This window comes from Allobosea sp. 10L417, from assembly GCF_056395485.1.
This window is the reverse complement of record NZ_JBFTJP010000002.1, coordinates 761845-778003: the sequence shown is the minus strand read 5'-3', so window position 1 is coordinate 778003 and position 16159 is coordinate 761845. Positions and strand designations below refer to the sequence as shown.

General features: G+C 66.9%; 15 protein-coding genes. 7 read left to right on the top strand and 8 right to left on the bottom strand.

Going from position 1 to position 16159, the window contains the following annotated elements:
* Positions 1-2: 2 nt before the first annotated feature.
* The 6 genes from AC1DE3_RS09860 to AC1DE3_RS09835 form a co-directional block, all read right to left on the bottom strand.
* The gene (locus tag AC1DE3_RS09860; protein WP_441511421.1) at positions 3-1085 is read right to left on the bottom strand and encodes a hypothetical protein; all 1083 of its coding nucleotides are present in this window, start codon (positions 1083-1085) and stop codon (positions 3-5) included.
* A gap of 1 nt (position 1086) precedes the next feature.
* Entirely contained in the window at positions 1087-2595 is a 1509-nt protein-coding gene (locus tag AC1DE3_RS09855; protein WP_441511420.1) for a class I adenylate-forming enzyme family protein, read from the bottom strand.
* A gap of 36 nt (positions 2596-2631) precedes the next feature.
* Positions 2632-4395 (bottom strand): ABC transporter permease subunit, encoded by a 1764-nt coding sequence (locus AC1DE3_RS09850; RefSeq protein WP_441511419.1) that lies wholly within the window; start codon positions 4393-4395, stop codon positions 2632-2634.
* Positions 4392-5450, bottom strand: a complete 1059-nt coding sequence (locus AC1DE3_RS09845; RefSeq protein WP_441511418.1) for an ABC transporter ATP-binding protein — start codon at positions 5448-5450, stop codon at positions 4392-4394. The genes AC1DE3_RS09850 and AC1DE3_RS09845 overlap by 4 nt, the downstream gene beginning before the upstream one ends.
* A 23-nt stretch (positions 5451-5473) precedes the next feature.
* Positions 5474-6538 (bottom strand): ABC transporter substrate-binding protein, encoded by a 1065-nt coding sequence (locus tag AC1DE3_RS09840; RefSeq protein WP_441511417.1) that lies wholly within the window; start codon positions 6536-6538, stop codon positions 5474-5476.
* 69 nt (positions 6539-6607) lie between these two features.
* Positions 6608-7381, bottom strand: a complete 774-nt coding sequence (locus AC1DE3_RS09835) for an enoyl-CoA hydratase/isomerase family protein (protein ID WP_441511416.1) — start codon at positions 7379-7381, stop codon at positions 6608-6610.
* Between the two features lie 121 nt (positions 7382-7502).
* Here AC1DE3_RS09835 and AC1DE3_RS09830 point away from each other — a divergent pair, with 121 nt between their 5' ends.
* From AC1DE3_RS09830 to AC1DE3_RS09815, 4 genes are all read left to right on the top strand, one after another.
* Positions 7503-8327, top strand: coding sequence for an IclR family transcriptional regulator (locus AC1DE3_RS09830; RefSeq protein ID WP_441511415.1), 825 nt, complete (start codon positions 7503-7505; stop codon positions 8325-8327).
* Between the two features lie 90 nt (positions 8328-8417).
* On the top strand, positions 8418-8732 hold the full coding sequence (locus AC1DE3_RS09825; RefSeq protein ID WP_441511414.1) for a (2Fe-2S)-binding protein: 315 nt from the start codon (positions 8418-8420) through the stop codon (positions 8730-8732).
* A complete protein-coding gene (locus AC1DE3_RS09820) occupies positions 8725-10089 on the top strand; it encodes an FAD/NAD(P)-dependent oxidoreductase (RefSeq protein ID WP_441511413.1) in 1365 nt (454 codons plus the stop codon). The genes AC1DE3_RS09825 and AC1DE3_RS09820 overlap by 8 nt, the downstream gene beginning before the upstream one ends.
* The gene (locus AC1DE3_RS09815; RefSeq protein WP_441511412.1) at positions 10086-11240 is read left to right on the top strand and encodes an NAD(P)/FAD-dependent oxidoreductase; all 1155 of its coding nucleotides are present in this window, start codon (positions 10086-10088) and stop codon (positions 11238-11240) included. Before AC1DE3_RS09820 ends, AC1DE3_RS09815 begins: the two co-directional genes overlap by 4 nt.
* A gap of 35 nt (positions 11241-11275) precedes the next feature.
* On the opposite strand, the gene AC1DE3_RS09810 is transcribed toward AC1DE3_RS09815, so the two are convergent.
* Together AC1DE3_RS09810 and AC1DE3_RS09805 are read right to left on the bottom strand one after the other, a co-directional pair.
* Positions 11276-12640, bottom strand: coding sequence for a sensor histidine kinase (locus AC1DE3_RS09810; RefSeq protein WP_441511411.1), 1365 nt, complete (start codon positions 12638-12640; stop codon positions 11276-11278).
* Positions 12627-13292 carry a response regulator gene (locus AC1DE3_RS09805; protein WP_441511410.1) on the bottom strand — a complete coding sequence of 222 codons (666 nt, stop codon included), beginning with the start codon at positions 13290-13292 and terminating at the stop codon, positions 12627-12629. Before AC1DE3_RS09805 ends, AC1DE3_RS09810 begins: the two co-directional genes overlap by 14 nt.
* Before the next feature lie 128 nt (positions 13293-13420).
* Between AC1DE3_RS09805 and AC1DE3_RS09800 the strand changes: the two genes are divergently transcribed.
* Genes AC1DE3_RS09800 through AC1DE3_RS09790 form a run of 3 tightly spaced genes read left to right on the top strand, consistent with a single transcriptional unit; the run spans position 13421 to position 16149 of the window.
* Positions 13421-14200, top strand: a complete 780-nt coding sequence (locus AC1DE3_RS09800; protein ID WP_441511409.1) for an ABC transporter ATP-binding protein — start codon at positions 13421-13423, stop codon at positions 14198-14200.
* A 16-nt stretch (positions 14201-14216) separates the two neighbouring features.
* Complete coding sequence (locus AC1DE3_RS09795) at positions 14217-15083, top strand: ABC transporter permease (RefSeq protein WP_441511408.1); 867 nt, start codon at positions 14217-14219, stop codon at positions 15081-15083.
* 49 nt (positions 15084-15132) lie between these two features.
* Positions 15133-16149, top strand: coding sequence for an ABC transporter substrate-binding protein (locus tag AC1DE3_RS09790; protein WP_441511407.1), 1017 nt, complete (start codon positions 15133-15135; stop codon positions 16147-16149).
* The last annotated feature ends 10 nt before the right edge of the window (positions 16150-16159 follow it).

The window sequence follows — 16159 nt, the reverse complement described above, 5'->3', positions numbered from 1 at the left end:
CGCTAAGCCCTCTGCATCAGGGCCGAACGCAGCTCAAGCAGTTCCTCGCACACCGCCTCGAGCTCCTGCACCGCGAAGCCGTCGCGAAGAGCGGGGCAGTGTTCGGCGAGCCTGCCGCCGAGAATGCCGGTGAAGACGACCTTGCCTTCAGGCGAGACGACGAGACCGTTTTCCTGCTCGAACGACGCATTCCAGGCGACGGCTTCGGCTTCTGTGATGCCCGCCGGAAGGTCGAGTTCGAGCGCGCCATCGACGAGCCGGACCGGATAGCCGCCGGGCAGGCCGTTCGGCCCCGGCACATGCCCGCGCCAGGAGCGGCCAGCGGCCATGGCGAGCAGCATCGGGACGCCACTCGCGCCGGAGATCTCGATGACCGGTTCGGGCGTGAGCTGGATGTCTGCGAAGCGCGCGTAGACGTCCGCAACCTCAGCACCGTCCAGCCAGACGCGCGGCGGCCGCCCACCCCGATCTTCCGGCCGGCGGCGCCAGGCAGCGAGGTTCTGGTAGTGGGCGAGAACCTCGACCTCGCTTCCCGCTGGCGTGGCGGCCGAACCGGCGAAGACGTTGGACAGGATCGCGACATTGCCCATGCCGCAGGCGACGTCATGGCCCATCGCGCGGATCATGCCGTTGACCACGTCGGGAAAGCCGCAATTGACCAGTGTCACCGGCTTGCCGGCGCGCGTGATCGCCGCAGCGACGCGCGACGAGAGCAGCGCCTGGAACACCGCCGTGGCGCTCAGGCCGCCCTCGGCCACGAGCTGCGTCCAGGCATTGCCGCTCTGGGCGATCACCTGCGAGGTCTGGATCGAGGCAGCCTGGACGACGATTCGCGGGCCGGTCTCCGCGAGCATCTCGTCCGAGGCGTTCGGAGCAAGCAGGTCCACCGCATGGGTGGTAAAGCGCGCCTTCTTGCCGAACAGCGCCGCGCGGGCATTCGCAGCGGTCCGCAGCCAGTTCAGGCGCTCGCGATTGCGGCCGGCGATAACAACCTCGACAGGCTCGTCGGCCGTCGCGGCGATGTCGAAGGCGATGCGCGCAGCAAAGCCGCCGGTTCCGGAAACAAGGATATCGCAGCCAGCCATCTCAGCGCCCGATTGCCATCGCCGCCCTGTCCCAGCAATCATCGAGCCGAGGTGAGAGCTTATGCTTCATGATGCGCTGGCTCGCCGTGCGTTCGAACTCGTCGACGACGGCGATGTAGCGCGGGTTCTGGTAGGGCGCGAGGCGTTGGCCGAGCCAGCCGGACAGCGCTTGCGGATCGATGACGGCGCCGCCGCGCGGCTTGATGAAGAGCTTGATGTCCTGCTCGCCGACATCGGCGGCGACGCCGATCATCGCGCAATCCTCGACCGCCTCATGCTCGGCCGCGACATGCTCGACCTCCCAGGCCGAGACGTTCTCGCCCCTGCAGCGCACGCTGTCGGTCATCCGGCCATGGAAATAGAGATTGCCGTCGGCATCGAAGGAGCCGAGATCGCCGGTGTGGAAGCCGTCCGCGCGCAGGGCCTTCGCCGTCGCCTCCGGATTGTCGAGATAGCCGGGGAAGATCGCGCCGGGGATGCTGGTCTCGATCACGATCTCACCGCGCTCGCCGGTGGTGACCGCCCTGCCCTCGGCATCCTGCAGCTTCACCGTGAACCACGGCATCGGCGTTCCGACCGATCCCACGGCACCGGTCACATTGCAGGTCGTGAGGCTGGAAGCTTCGGTCATGCCGTAGCATTCGCGGATATCGATGCCGAAGCGATCGCGGAACGCAGGCCAGATGTCGGCGGGACAGCCGCCGCCCCAGGCGATGCGCACGCCATGTTCGCGATCGCGCGGCGAAGCCGGCTGCTTGAGCAGGATTTGCAGGATGCCGCCGAGGTAGTGGATATGGCTCGCACCCTCCGCCCTGACCTGATCCCAGAAGCGGCTGGCGCTGAATCGCTCGACCATGGCGAGCGTGATGCCTCGGATCATCGGCAGGGGCAGGAGCTGCGCGCCGCCGATATGGTAGAGCGGCTCCCAGACGAAGAAGACGTCATCCTGCTTCGCGTCGGACAGCAGCGCGACGCTCTCCGCCGCGAGCCGCAGCATGCGGTGCGAGACGATCACGCCCTTCGGCCGCCCGGTCGTCCCGGAGGTGTACATGATCGCGAAAACCGCATCGGCCGGCGGCGCGGGATCCTCGAAGACGTCGGTGCCGGTCAGAACCGCATCGAGCTCGCCGCCCGGCGCATGCGCGAGCCGCGGCAGCTCCGCTTCCGACGCCATCGCCTCGGCGATCTCCGGCACGAGCTCGGCATCGGCGACGACGAGGCGTGGTTGCGAATGGGTCAGAAGATAGCGCAGCCCCTCGCCGCGCTGCTGGGCGTTGACCGGCACCCAGGCGACGCCGGCCCGGGCGAGGCCGAAGACCACTGCGATGGCCGCGATCGAATTGCGCATCATCACGGCGACCCGATCGCCGGCCACGATGCCGCGCGCTCGCAGATGTCCGGCGAAGGCGGCCGAGCGCCGCTCGATCTCGGCATAAGTCACGGGCTCGCCGCAGAAGCGCGCATAGACGCGCTCCGGCTGCGCCTTGGCATGCGCTGTCAGAAGGCTCACGAAGCCGTTTTCGTCGGGGGGCGTCATGTTCGTCGGTCAGTCGTGTCGGGAAGAGGAGCGGAAGCGTTCCGCGATGAGCAGCATCGCCGTCACCACGACGAAGACCACGACGGACACCGCCGCGAGCGTCGGGTTGAGCTGCAGGATCATGTCGTCCCACATCTGCTTGGGCAGCGTCGTCTTGATGCCGCCCGAGACGAAGATCGCGATGGTCAGTTCGTCGAAGGAGGTGATGAAGGCGAAGAGGAAGGCGGCGACGAGGCCGCCCTTGACCAACGGGATGGTGACGCCCGTCAGCGTCCGCACCCGGTTGGCGCCGAGCGTCGCCGCCGCCTGATCGAGGCGCTGGTCATAGGTCTTCAGCACGGCGGCGGTGGTGACGAGCGTGAAGGGAATCGCCAGCACCGTGTGACCGATGACGAGGCCGAGATCGGTCGCGATCAGCCCCAGCCGCGCGAAAAGGTAGAACAACCCGACGGCGATGACGATGCGCGGCACGATCATCGGCGCGAGGAAGAAGGCGAAGATCAGCCCGGCCCAGCGGGTGCGGCTGTTCGCCAGAGCCAGCGCCGTGAAGCCGCCGATCGCTGTCGCCGCGAGGGCCGTGACGAAGGCAACCGCGAAAGAGCGGATCGTCGCCTGAATCCACAAAGGCGAGCTGAAATAGGTCTGGAACCAGCTCAACCCATAGCCGGGCGGCGGGAACTCCAGGAACTGCGAGGAGGTGAAGGCCAGCGGGATGACGAGCAGCGTAGGCAACACCAGGAAGGCGATGACGAGCCAGCAGAAGCCGGGCAGCAGCATCGCGCAGACGCGTTTGCCGAGCAGCGAGCGTGCGAACTCCGCGAGCCGCCCCACCACCGCCGCGATGGCGGAGAGAATCGCCAGGCCGAGGTCGCGAATACGGCCGGTGCCGACCTGAGCCGAGCCGCCGGCGATGGTCGAGAGCCCGAAGATCCGGTCGTAGACAACGCAGGAAATCAGAGCCGCCGCCAGCATCATCGCGGAGAGCGCCCCGGCGAAGGACCAGTTCAGCAGCTCCTGCACCTGCGTAATGATGAGCTGCGCGAGCATCGTCTCCTGGCGCCCGCCGAGGAAGGCCGGGACGATGAAGAAACCGAGCGAGGAGATGAAGACGAGCAGCCCCGCCGCCGCCACGCCGGGCAGCGAGAGCTTGAAATAGACCAGCCAGAAGGCGCGCACCGGGGCGGCCCCCAGCGTCTGCGCCGCCTGAACGAGGCGCCGGTCGATGCCGGCCATCACCGGCAGCATGGTCAGCACCGCCAACGGAACCATGGCGTGGACCATGCCGACCATGACGCCGAACTGGTTGTTGATCAGCGACAGCGGCTGGTCGACCACATGCGAGCCGGTCAGCAGGGAGTTGATCACGCCGCTGCGGCCCAGGATCAGCATCCAGGCGAAGGTCTTGACGAGATAGCTCGTCCAGAACGGCACCATGACGAAAAGCAGCATCCGCCCCCGGAACATATCGGGCAGGCGCGCCAGCCAGTAAGCGAGCGGATAGCTGATCAGCAGCGACCACAGCGCCGTCCAGCCGGCGATGCGGAAGGTGATGCCGAGCACGCGCAGATAGACGTCGGTCGCGGCGATGCGCTGATAGGAGCCCGCCGAGAAAGCTCCGCTCTCCGGGTCGACGATGCTCAGGCCGAGGAGCTGCGCGACCGGCCAGACGAAGAAGACCGCGAGGAACAGGATGCCGGGCACCGCCAGCCAGAGGGCATTGGGGCGCAGCCTGCTCGTGCGCGCCGGCGCGCTGCTGATGCTCACGGCGCTCATGCGACCAGCACCGCCTTGTCGCGTGGCCAGCCGGCGACAATGACCTCGTCGATCGTCGGCACCGCATCGTCGGGGCCGAGGCGCAACACGAGCTGACCGCCATCCTTGAGCGTGGCGATGACGCGCGTCTCGGAGCCGGCATAGACGATCTCGCAGACCCGCCCGTTCACAGCGTTTTCGTCCAGCGCGCCGAGGCGCAGGTTCTCGGGCCGGATCACCAGCGCCGCATCCTGGCTCTCGCAATGCGCCCCGCGCGGCAAGGCGAAGCGGCCATGCGCCGTTTCAAGCGAGCCGTTGCCGTCCCAGCGGCCGCGGAAGATGTTGGAAATGCCGATAAAATCGGCGGCGAAAGCGGTGCGCGGTCGCTCGTAGATCTCGCGCGGTGTGCCGAGCTGCTCGATCTTGGCATGGTTCATCAGGCAAATGCGGTCAGACATCGCGAGCGCCTCCTCCTGATCATGCGTGACATAGACAATGGTGGCGCCGCTCTCGCGGTGCAGGCGCTTGATCTCGATCTGCATGTGCTCGCGCAGCTTCTTGTCGAGTGCGCCGAGCGGCTCGTCCATCAGGATGATCGAGGGCTGGTAGACGAAGCAGCGTGCCAGCGCGACGCGCTGCTGCTGGCCACCGGACAATTCGCGCGGGAAGCGCCCCGCGAGATGCCCGAGATGCACCATCTCCAAGGTTTCCGAGACACGCTTCGCGATCTCCGCGCCCGGGCGCCCACGCATCTTGAGCGGAAAGGCGATGTTCTCCGCCACCGTCAGATGCGGAAACAGCGCATAATGCTGGAAGACGAGGCCGATATCGCGCTGATGCACCGGCATGGCCGACTGGTCCCGGCCATCGATGACGACCCTGCCCTCGCTCGCCTCGACCAGCCCGCAGATGAGCTGCAGCAGCGTCGTCTTGCCGGAGCCCGAAGGCCCCAGCAAAGTCAGGAACTCGCCCTCGGCGACACTGAGCGAGCTGGGCTCGAGGGCCGTGGTCGCGCCGTAGCGCTTGCACAGGCCCTCGACGACGAGCTTGGCGGTTCTTGTTTGGGTCATGGTCATCGCGGCGCTCGTCGCCATCGCCATCAGGTCAGGAGCCAGGAGTTGAACCGCTCGCTCACCTTGGCGCGGTTGGCGCTCCACCAATCCTCATTGGCGATGGCCATCAGTTTCAGGTTCTCCGGCGAGGTCGGCAGGACCTTGGCGCGCTCGGCGGGGATCGTCTGATAGGCGTCGAGGTTGGTCGGGCCATAGGCCAGGGCGTCGGTGAAGACCGCCTGCGCCTTCGGGTCCGAGCAGAAGCGGACGAACTGGCGGGCGACATCCGCCTTCGGCCCCCCCTTCGGCAGACCCCAGCCCTCGATCGAATAGAGGCCCTGGTTCCAGATGATCTTGGCCGGAGCGCCGCCATCAATCGCCGCCTGAAGGCGGGCGTTCCAGCCCGTGGTCATGTCGACCTCGCCACTCTGCAGGAGCTGCGTCGACTGGGCGCCGCCGGTCCACCAGACCGCGATATGCGGCTTGATCTTGTCGAGCACCTTGAAGGCGCGTTCGACATCGAGCGGGTAGAGCTTGTCGAGCGGCACGCCGTCGGCGAGCAGGGCCTGCTCGAGGCTGTCGATCGGGTTCTTGCGCATCGAGCGCCGGCCCGGGAACTTCTCGACATTGAAGAAGTCGGTCCAGCTCGCCGGCGCGTTCTTCACCTTGTCGGTCCGGTAGGCGAAGATCGTCGAATAGACGTCGGTGCCCATGAATTCGGGCGAGATCGCCTGCGGCATCAGCTTCGGCACGTCGGCATGGGCGAAGCCGATCGGATCGAGCAACCCTTGCGCCTTCAGGATATCGCGGGCCGAGAGCGTCAGCGTGCAGACGTCCCAGGTATAGGATTTGGTTTCGACCATCGCCTTGAACTGGGCGGTCGGCTCGGCTTCGCGGGCGACGTTGACCACCTTGTTGCCGGTCGCCTTCTCGAAGGGATCGTAGAAAGCCTTGCGGAAGGCCAGGCCGAACGGGCCGCCGGGATCGGCGACGGTGATCTGGGTCGCCGCCCTGGCCGTGCCGATGAGATAGGGCGCCGCGAGCGCGCCGGCGGCAGCGCCGCCAGCGAGCTGCAGCAGGGTACGCCTCGTCGGATTCGTGGTTTTGTTCATCGTCTTCTCCCCTTCAAGCGGTTTTCCGCATTTCCCCATGGGTGGTCAGATCAGCAGGCGCTCTGGCCTTCAGGCGCTCTTGCGCGCAGCGCGCTTGGCGAGGAACTCTTCCATCATCCGCGCCGGTTCGCCGGAGGCGTAGGCCTCGCGCTGCGTGCGGATGCCGGCGGCGAGACACTCGCGGAAGCTCTCCTCGGTCACCTCGCGGAAGCGGGCCTTGTTGAGCCGCATGGCGACCGGCGCCTTCGCCGCGAGTTCATCGGCCAGGGCAAGCGTTGCCTCCATGACCTTCTCCTTCGGCACGATCCGGTTGATCAGGCCGATGCGGAAGCACTCGTCGGCATCCATCATGCGGCCGGTCAGGGTCAGGTCGATCGTCCGGGCAAGCCCGATCATCTCCTTCATGATCCAGGGACCGGTGACCGAGGCGATGCCGGAATTGATCTCGGGCTGGCCCATGGTGACGCCGTCATGGCCGATACGCAGGTCGCAGAGCAGCGCGACCTGGAAGGCAGAGCCGGCTGCAACGCCGTTCAGCGCCGCAATGATCGGCTTCGAGAGCGAACGAATCCGGTCGTAGAGGCGCTCCCATTCGCCCATCCAGACTTCGGCCCGGTCGGCATCGAAAGTCTTGGTCTCGTTCAGGTCCTGGCCGGCGCCGAAGGCGCGATCGCCCGCACCGGTGAGGATGATGGCGCGCACCGCCTGGTTCGCCTCCAGCTCCTCCAGCCCCTCGACGAGGCGGGCGCGCATCGGCGCATTCCAGGCGTTGAGGACCTGCGGGCGGTTGAGGGTCAGGATGCCGACCGCGCCGCGCACCTCGACCAGAACGGAATCCTTCATGACGCTCTCCGATGAATGTTTATTTCTATACGATAACTTCTATTGAATAGTCGACGAAGTTGCGCCACCTTGTCAAGGCCGTCGGTCACAGCCATTGATCGATTCAGGAGAGCTGGCCCCGATGACGATGCCCGAAGCGAGACAGAACGGCCGCAAGCGCGCAGCCGCGGCAGGCGAAGGAGCCGGCCGCAAGGACGACGTGCTGATGGTCAATTCGGTCGAGAAGGCGTTCCGGGTGCTCTCCGCCTTCGGACGCCAGCACCAGACACTGAACCTGTCGCAGGTCGCGTCCGAAACCGGCATGGACCTCAGCGCCGCGCAGCGCTTTACGCATACGCTGACCAAGCTCGGCTATCTCAGGAAGGATGCGCAGACCAAGCGCTTCGAACTGACCGCCAAGACGCTCGATCTCGGCTACCATTTCGTGCGCAGCAGCCGCCTGCTCGACCGGGCGATGCCCTATCTCATGCATCTCAGCAAGGAGACGGAGGAGACCATCAACCTGACCGTGCGGGACGGGACCGAGATCATCTTCGTCTCACGCTTCCTCAGCCGGCACGTGCTGAATACCGACGTCATCATCGGCACACGGATGCCGGCCTATGCGACGGCGCCGGGCATCGCCATGCTGTCGCGCCTGCCCGAGGAGGAGGCGATGGCGATCATCGATGCGTCCGACCTCAAGCAACACACCCCTTCGACCACCTGGCAGCGCGAGGCGCTGCGCGAGAAGCTGCGCCAGTCGGCGGCCCAGGGCTACGCCACCGCCTTTGAAGAGGTCTATCTCGGTGATGCCTCGATAGCGGCCGTGATCGTCGATCATTACGGTCACCCGGAGGCCGCCGTCAATATCGCCACTTCGACGTCGCGTTACAGCCATGCCGAGGTCGTTGCGCGCTTCTCCTCGCTCGTCATCGCAACCGCCCACGCCATTTCCCGCGTCTGAGCAGCGCCGAGGAAGCGCTTGACAGCCCGACTGCCGACTTATCATTATTCAAGAGAATTTATTGCATTGAAATAATCTATCAGGATTCGCATGGACGCTCCGAAGCCCCAGTTCCGCCGCGTGGCGGTGCGCGCCGGACAGCAGGCGACGCTCAGCTTCGAAGGCACGACCATAACGGCGACGGCGGGCGACAGCGTTCTTGCAGCGCTGCTCGAAAGCGGCGCACTGATCCGCCGGCTCGAGTTCGGCGGCGAGCCGCGCGCCGGCTTCTGCCTCATGGGCGCCTGCCAGGACTGCTGGGTCTGGAGCGCGGAAGGCGGACGGATCAGGGCCTGCACCACGCCGGTCTCCGACGGCATGATCCTGTTCGCCGAGCCGCAGCCGATGGCCGCYATTCATGGCTGAGATCGTCATCATCGGCGCCGGCCCGGCCGGCATCGGCGCTGCCGAGGTGCTGTGCGCGAAAGGGCTGAGGCCCATTCTGATCGATGAGGGGGCCAGGGCGGGTGGGCAAGGCTATCGCCGCCCGTCCGAAGACCTCGCCTTGGACATGAACCGCCTGATGGGCTCGGAAGCGCAGCGCTACACCGCGCTGCACAGCCGTTTCGAAGCGCTCCTCCCCGCAATCGACTATCGCCCGCGCACGCTGGTATGGGCCATCGACGGCAACCAGCTGCATCTCCTGCACGAGGGCAAGGCCGAGGCGCTGTCCTTCGACAAGCTTCTGATCGCGAGCGGCGCGATGGACCGTATCGCTCCCCTGCCCGGCTGGACGCTGCCGGGTGTCTTCACCCTCGGCGGCGCACAGGTGGCGCTCAAGGATCAGGGTTGTCTGATCGGGAGCCGCGTCGCTTTCCTCGGCGCCTCGCCGCTGCTGGCGCTGGCGGCCAAGCAGTATCGCGACATGGGCGCTGAGATCGCCGTCATCGCGGACACCACCCCGTTTGCGGCCAAGCTCGCCGCCTTTCCGGCATTGCTGAGAGCGCCGCGCACCCTGCTCCGCGGGCTTTGGTATATGGCAGCGTCGCTGCAAGCAGGAACCGCCATGCTGCATGGGGTGACGCCGATCGCAATCGAGGGCCGGAACCGTGTCGAGGCGCTCGTGCTGCGCGACACCGGCGGACGCGAGCGCCGCTTCGCCTGCGACGCGGTGGCGCTTGGCTATGGCCTGAAGCCCGAAACGCAGCTTGCCGACCTGGCCGGGGCGCAATTCGCTTACGACGCCGATTTTAGGCTGTTCCTGCCGGTGATCGACGGAATGGGCCGGTCGCGGCCGGGCCTTTATCTGGCCGGCGACGGCGTGCGGATCGGCGGCGCCGATGCCGCTGAGGCAAGCGGGGCTCTGGCCGCCCATGCGATCCTGTCCGATCTCGGGCAGGCCCAAGAAATCGACGCCGCACGCGCACTGGCACGACGGGTCGAGCGCCTGCGCGACTTCCAGCGCGGGCTTGCGCGCGCCTTCGCCTGGCCGAAGGCACAAATCGCAGGCCTGCCCGATTCCGTGACCCTCTGCCGCTGCGAGAACGTGACCATCGGCGAGGTCCGCTCGGCTATGGCGAAGGAGCTCGGCCCGATCGAGGTCAACCGGGTGAAGGCGATGACACGTTGCGGAATGGGGCGCTGCCAAGGCCGCGTCTGCGGCCCGGCCCTGCAGGAGATCGTCGCGGCCGGTGCCGGTGGCGACGGCGTCGCAGCCGGGCGGCTGCGTGGCCAGGCGCCGGTCAAGCCGATCGCGCTCGCGGCAGCCGGAGATGCGGCATGAACGGGCCCACGACGGATGTCGCCATCGTCGGCGGCGGGCTCATCGGCGCCTGGACCGCCTACTTCCTGGCACGGTGCGGCCAGCGCGTGACCCTGATCGAGAAGGGCGTCGTCGGCGCCCAGTCGAGCGGCGTCAACTTCGGCAATCTGCGCCTCCAGGGACGATTTCCCGGCCAGTACCCCCTCTCGCTCCGCTCCCAGGCGCTGTGGGAGGATTTTGAAGCGTTGATCGGCGAAGACTGCGAGTTCGAGCAGACCGGGCACCTCTACCTCGCCTATGACGAGGAGGAGCACGCCAGGCTCGAAGGCTACGCCAAAATCTCCGAATCCTATGGCCTCGCCATCGAGCGCGTCGGCCCCGCCGATCTGAGGAGGCGCTGGCCCTGGCTGACCGAGCGTGCCGTCGCCGCCACCTACTCGGCCCGTGACGCCACCGCCAATCCGCGCCTTGCCACGCCCGCCGTCGTGCGCGCCGCAGCGCGGCATGGGGCCGTCATTCGCGAGAACACGCGCGTCGCCTCGATCGATCGTTCGGGCGATGGCTTCGTGCTGGCGCTCGCGGATGGCGGGACTCTGAGCTGCGGCGCGCTCGTCAACAGCGCCGGTGCCTGGGCGCTGGAGATCGCGGAGCGCTTCGGCGAAACGGCGCCGCTGTTTCCCGCCGGCCCGCCTCAGTTCGTGACGGAACCCTTCCCCTATCTGATCGAGCCTTCCGTCCAGGCGATCGACGGCTCGGTCATCTTCCGCCAGATTCCGCGCGGCAACATCATTCTCGCCGGCTATCCGCGCACGGCCGCCGACCCGCTGGCGAACCGCGCGCCCGTGCCGCCGCTCAAGACGCTCGCCGCGATGAAGGCGCTGGCGCGCGTCGCGCCCATGCTCGCGCAATGCCATGTCATCCGCGTCTGGTCGGGGATCGAGGCCTATCTGCCCGACATGATCCCGGTGATCGGCCCGAGCGAGACGACGCCTGGGCTGTTCCACGCCTTCGGCTTCTGCGGCCATGGCTTCCAGATCGGCCCCGGCGTGGGGCTCTGCCTGAGCGAGATGATCCTCGACGGTGGGACGCCGACCCCTCTGGAGCCGTTCTCGATCGGGCGCTTCCGCTCGGCAACAACAGTGAGCGAGAAGTTCCGCAAAGAATTCGACTGAACCGGCCGATCAACGCGCGGCCGTTCGAGCGCCGGTCATGTCCGCGCAAGGATGAGGCGCGCCCGCGTCATCCCGCCCTCGCGTCGCACCGCAAGTTCTCCGCCATGAGCCTTCGCGACCTCCAGCGCGATGGACAGCCCCAGCCCCGAACCGCTGGAGGCAGCGCCCTTCGCGAAAGGGCGGAACAGCTCCGCGGACGGCTCCGGAAATCCGTCGCCATCATCGGCGACGTCGACCCAGAGGTGCTCTGCGTCTTCGCCCACGGTCACGACAAGCCGGCTGTCGGCACCGTGCTTCAATGCATTGTCGATCAGGTTCCCCAGAGCTTCGCGCAGGCTCACCGCATCGCCATTCACGATTGGCGGCGGCTCGGCCGGGATGAAGGCGATGTCGACCTCGCGGGGCAGCGAGAGCGGCACCGTCTTGGCCAAAACGGCTTTGGCCAGCTGGTTGAGATCGACCGCTGCCGCGGCGGCGGCATCCTTGCGGTGAATCACCATCGCATGGTCGAGCAACTGCCCGGTGAGGCGGCCGAGCTCTGCCGTGCGTTCATGGATTCGCTTGACGGTGTCGGCCTTGCGCCGTGATGCGGGCGTCGCGAGCAGGATTTCGACCTGGGCATCGAGCGCCGCCAGCGGCGTGCGGATCTGATGGGCGGCGTCGGCGATGAAGCGCTGCATGATCGCCATGCGCTCGGACAGGCGGCGCATGAAGTCGTCTATCGCCTCGACGAGATTCCGGATTTCCGCCGGAGGCTCGGCCGCGATCGGCCTGAGATCGTCGGGCCGGCGGTTTGCGATCTCGCGCTCGATGCGCGTCAGCGGCTTCAGCGCCAGTGTCACGGCATAGCCCGTCGCGAGAAGGGCGAGCAGGCTCATAACGGTGATGACGCCGAGCGCCTTGAGCGTCAGGTCGCGGGCAAGCGCGCGCCGCGCCTCGGTCGTCTGCGCGACGACGATGGTCGCCCAGTTGTTGGTTCCGGGAAGATCGATCTGCCGGGCCAGGGTGGCGATGCGTACCGGCTGGCCCTGATAGAGGCCGTCCTCAAGGACCACACCGGCGCGGATATCCGCGGGATCGGCCTCCGAAGCGAGATCGTCGTAGCCCGCGACCACGACGCCACGGGGATCGACGATCTTGTAGAAGACGAGGTCATAGGCCGCGAGCGTCGCGATCGCGGAAACGGGCGGATCGAGCGTCACTACCCCGCCCTGGACGTAGACGTTCTCGGCGATCTGCACTGCCCCGCCGGCGAGCAGCCGGTCATAGGCCTGACGCGCCGCCAGAGAGGCCGAATGCCAGGCCGCAAGGCCGAGCACGACCGCTCCCGCCGCCAGCACCGCCGTGAGGACGGCGATGATGCGGAAGCGCAGCGAAAGGCGAAGCTCAGACCACCGCAAGCTGGTAGCCCAATCCGCGCAGGGTCCGGATCTCGACCGGCGTGTCGGCAAGCTTGCGGCGCAGCCGCGCGACGAATTGCTCGACCGCGTTGGGGCTCGGCTCCTGGTCGAAATTGAAGAGCTGCTCGACGAGCTCCTCTTTCGGCACGATCCGTTCGGGCCGGGCGGCGAGGATTTCGAGCACGGTCAGCTCGCGGCGCGTCAGGTTGAGCGGCCGGTCGGCGATGGTCGCGACCCGCCCCGCCCGGTCGATCGCGAGCGGCCCGACTCGCAGCAGATTGTCGGGTTGCCCGGCGCTGCGCCGCAGCAGTGCTCGCGCCCGCGCTTCGAGCTCGCCATAATCGAAGGGCTTGACCAGATAGTCGTCGGCGCCGAGATCGAGCGCCCCGATGCGCTCGTCCACAGCCGAGCGCGCTGTGAGCACCAGCACCGGCGTTGCCAGCCGCCGCGCCCGCATCTGACGGAGAACCGCGAGCCCATCCTGTCCGGGCAGGCTGAGGTCGAGGATGACGAGGTCATAGGCCTGCACCGCCAGCAGTTCGGCCGCCGTAACGCCGTCCTGCTCCCAATCGACGGCGTGGCCAATCTTCTCGAGCCGCATCACCACGGCCTCGGCGATATCGGCGGTGTCTTCGACGACGAGCACGCGCAAGCGGATTGACCTCCCTGGACGCGCTCCGACCCGCCGGGCGGCGCCAGTCAGGTTCACGTCAGCTTACTAGGCTATCCCATCTCGCAAGCGCCCATAAGTGCGCATGGAAACGAGACATGGGAGGGTGCATGCTAGCCCCGTTCGACGCCGCTTCTGCGACTCCGCTCCTCTCGGTCGAGGGCGTGACGCTGCAATACAAGACGCCCGACGTGGTGGTGACCGCGACGCGCCGCGTCTCCTTCGACGTCTATCCGTCCGACCGTTTCGTCCTGCTCGGCCCGTCCGGTTGCGGCAAGTCGACCCTGCTCAAGGCGATCGGCGGCTATCTCACGCCGGTCGAGGGCGAGATCAGCCTGAAGGGCCGCAAGGTTTCCGGCCCCGGTCCCGACCGCATGATGGTCTTCCAGGAATTCGACCAGCTCCTGCCCTGGAAGACGGTACGCGAGAACGTCGTCTTCGCGCTGACGGCTTCCGGCCGCGCCACCCAGGCCGAGGCCGAGGAGCGCGCCCGCTCCTATATCGACAAGGTCGGCCTCTCCAAGTTCATCGACAGCTATCCGCATATGCTGTCCGGGGGCATGAAGCAGCGCGTCGCCATCGCGCGCGGCATGGCGATGGAGCCCGACGTCCTGCTGATGGACGAGCCCTTCGCAGCGCTCGACGCCCTCACCCGCCGCAAGATGCAGGACGAACTCCTGCGGCTCTGGGACGACACCAAGTTCACCGTGCTCTTCGTCACCCACTCGATCGAGGAGGCGATCAAGATCGGCACCCGCATCCTGCTGCTCTCGCCACATCCCGGCGAGGTCAAGGCCGAGCTCAACAGCGTGCCGCCCGAGGAGATGGGCACCGGCAAGCAGGCCGCGCTCGAAACCCGCATCAACGACATGCTCTTCGCGCATCATTGAACCGGAGGAGACCGACATGACCGACCTCGTCAGCTTCCGCCCGGAAATCATCCGCGACGTCAATTCCAGCGACGCCCCCGTCGTCGCCAAGACCATCGGCTGGGCCGAGCGGATCTACCGCCTCGGCTTCGTCCGCAAGGGCCTTATCCTCGCCGTCCTCGCCATCGCCTGGGAGGCCTATGGCCGCTGGCTCGGCAATCCCCTGCTGTTCCCGACCTTCGGCCAGACCGTCACGGCCTTCGTCGAGAACATCGTCAACGGCGTCATCCCGCAGCGCATGCTGGTGTCGCTGCAGACGCTGATCATCGGCTACAGCATCGGCATCGTACTCGCCGCCCTGCTGACGACGCTGGCCATCGGATCGCGCATCGGCGCGGACCTGCTGGAAACCCTGACATCGATGTTCAACCCGCTGCCGGCGATCGCGCTTTTGCCGCTGGCGCTGATCTGGTTCGGGCTGGGCACCGGCAGCGTGATCTTCGTGCTCGTCCATTCCGTGCTCTGGGCGATCGCGCTCAATACCCATGCCGGCTTCCGCTCGGTCTCGAACACGCTGCGCATGGTCGGGCAGAATTACGGATTGCGGGGCCTGAAGCTGGTGCGGCTCATCCTGATCCCGGCCGCCTTCCCGGCGATCCTGACCGGCCTCAAGGTTGGCTGGGCCTTCGCCTGGCGCACGCTGATCGCAGCCGAGCTGGTCTTCGGCGTCTCGTCGGGCTCCGGCGGCCTCGGCTGGTTCATCTTCGAGAACCGCAACCAGCTGGAGACGGCGAATGTCTTCGCCGGCCTGTTCACGGTGATCCTGATCGGCCTCTTCGTCGAGAACGTCATTTTCGCCACCATCGAGCGCAAGACGATCCGGCGCTGGGGCATGCAGCACTGACTGTTCATATCCACAAGGCCGAACGGCCGTCACTCGGAGGGAAACACCTATGGCATTCAAGACATTCCTGCGCAGCGCCTTCACCGTCGCAGCGCTCGGCGCGGCACTCACCGCCCCGGCCCGCGCCGAGGTGAGCGAGGTCCGCGTCTCCAAGGGCTTCGGCATCCTCTACCTGCCGCTCATCGTGATGCAGGACCAGCAGTTCCTGGAGAAGCGCGCCAAGGCCGCGGGCCTCGGCGACGTCAAGGTGACCTGGCTGATGCTCGACGGCGGCAACGTCATCAACGACGCGATGATGGCCGGCACGCTCGATTTCGCCGGCACCGGCGCACCGGGCTTCGTCACGCTCTGGGCCAAGGCCAAGGGCATCCCGGGCGTCGAGGTTGTCGGCGTCTCCGGCATGAGTTCGACCTCGCTCTGGCTGATGTCGAACAAGCCTGAGCTGAAGTCGCTCAAGGACTTCACCGGGACTGACAAGATCGCCCTGCCCGGCATCAAGACCTCGCTCGCCGCCGTCGTGCTGCAGATGATCGCGGCCAAGGAATTCGGCGACGCCAACTACGCCAAGATGGACCCGATGACGGTGAGCCTGCCGCATCCGGAGGCGCTCGCGGCCCTGATCGGCGGCAAGACCGAGATCAAGGCGCATTTCACCTCGCCGCCCTTCCAGTACATCGAGGCCAAGAGCCCCGGCATCCACCGCGTACTCAACTCGGTCGATTATCTCGGCAATCTGACGCTCGACGTCACGTTCGCGCCGAAGAAGTTCGTCGATGCCAACCCTAAGATGACCCAGGCCTTCATCGACGCGATGGACGACGCCAACGACCTCATCGCCAAGGACAAGAAGCTTGCCGCCGAGATCTTCGCCAAGAGCTCGAAGGTCAAGGTCGACGCCGCCGAGGTGCAGCAGATGATCGAAGACAAGGATTCGCGCTTCACCGCGACGCCCGAGGGCGTGATGAAATTCGCCGAGTTCATGCACAAGGCCGGCTCGATCAAGGTGAAGCCCGCCAAGTGGAGCGACATGTTCGTGCCGCAGATCGCCGGCCGCCAGGGCAGCTGAGCGGAACGCG

Bases quoted from the DNA above. Each gene is read 5' to 3' on its own strand.
- AC1DE3_RS09820 (WP_441511413.1), top strand. From the start codon at position 8,725: ATGGCTGAGATCGTCATCATCGGCGCCGGCCCGGCCGGCATCGGCGCT.
- AC1DE3_RS09845 (WP_441511418.1), bottom strand. From the start codon at position 5,450: ATGACCATGACCCAAACAAGAACCGCCAAGCTCGTCGTCGAGGGCCTG.
- AC1DE3_RS09860 (WP_441511421.1), bottom strand. From the start codon at position 1,085: ATGGCTGGCTGCGATATCCTTGTTTCCGGAACCGGCGGCTTTGCTGCG.
- AC1DE3_RS09815 (WP_441511412.1), top strand. From the start codon at position 10,086: ATGAACGGGCCCACGACGGATGTCGCCATCGTCGGCGGCGGGCTCATC.
- AC1DE3_RS09790 (WP_441511407.1), top strand. From the start codon at position 15,133: ATGGCATTCAAGACATTCCTGCGCAGCGCCTTCACCGTCGCAGCGCTC.
- AC1DE3_RS09840 (WP_441511417.1), bottom strand. From the start codon at position 6,538: ATGAACAAAACCACGAATCCGACGAGGCGTACCCTGCTGCAGCTCGCT.
- AC1DE3_RS09800 (WP_441511409.1), top strand. From the start codon at position 13,421: ATGCTAGCCCCGTTCGACGCCGCTTCTGCGACTCCGCTCCTCTCGGTC.
- AC1DE3_RS09795 (WP_441511408.1), top strand. From the start codon at position 14,217: ATGACCGACCTCGTCAGCTTCCGCCCGGAAATCATCCGCGACGTCAAT.
- AC1DE3_RS09850 (WP_441511419.1), bottom strand. From the start codon at position 4,395: ATGAGCGCCGTGAGCATCAGCAGCGCGCCGGCGCGCACGAGCAGGCTG.
- AC1DE3_RS09830 (WP_441511415.1), top strand. From the start codon at position 7,503: ATGACGATGCCCGAAGCGAGACAGAACGGCCGCAAGCGCGCAGCCGCG.
- AC1DE3_RS09835 (WP_441511416.1), bottom strand. From the start codon at position 7,381: ATGAAGGATTCCGTTCTGGTCGAGGTGCGCGGCGCGGTCGGCATCCTG.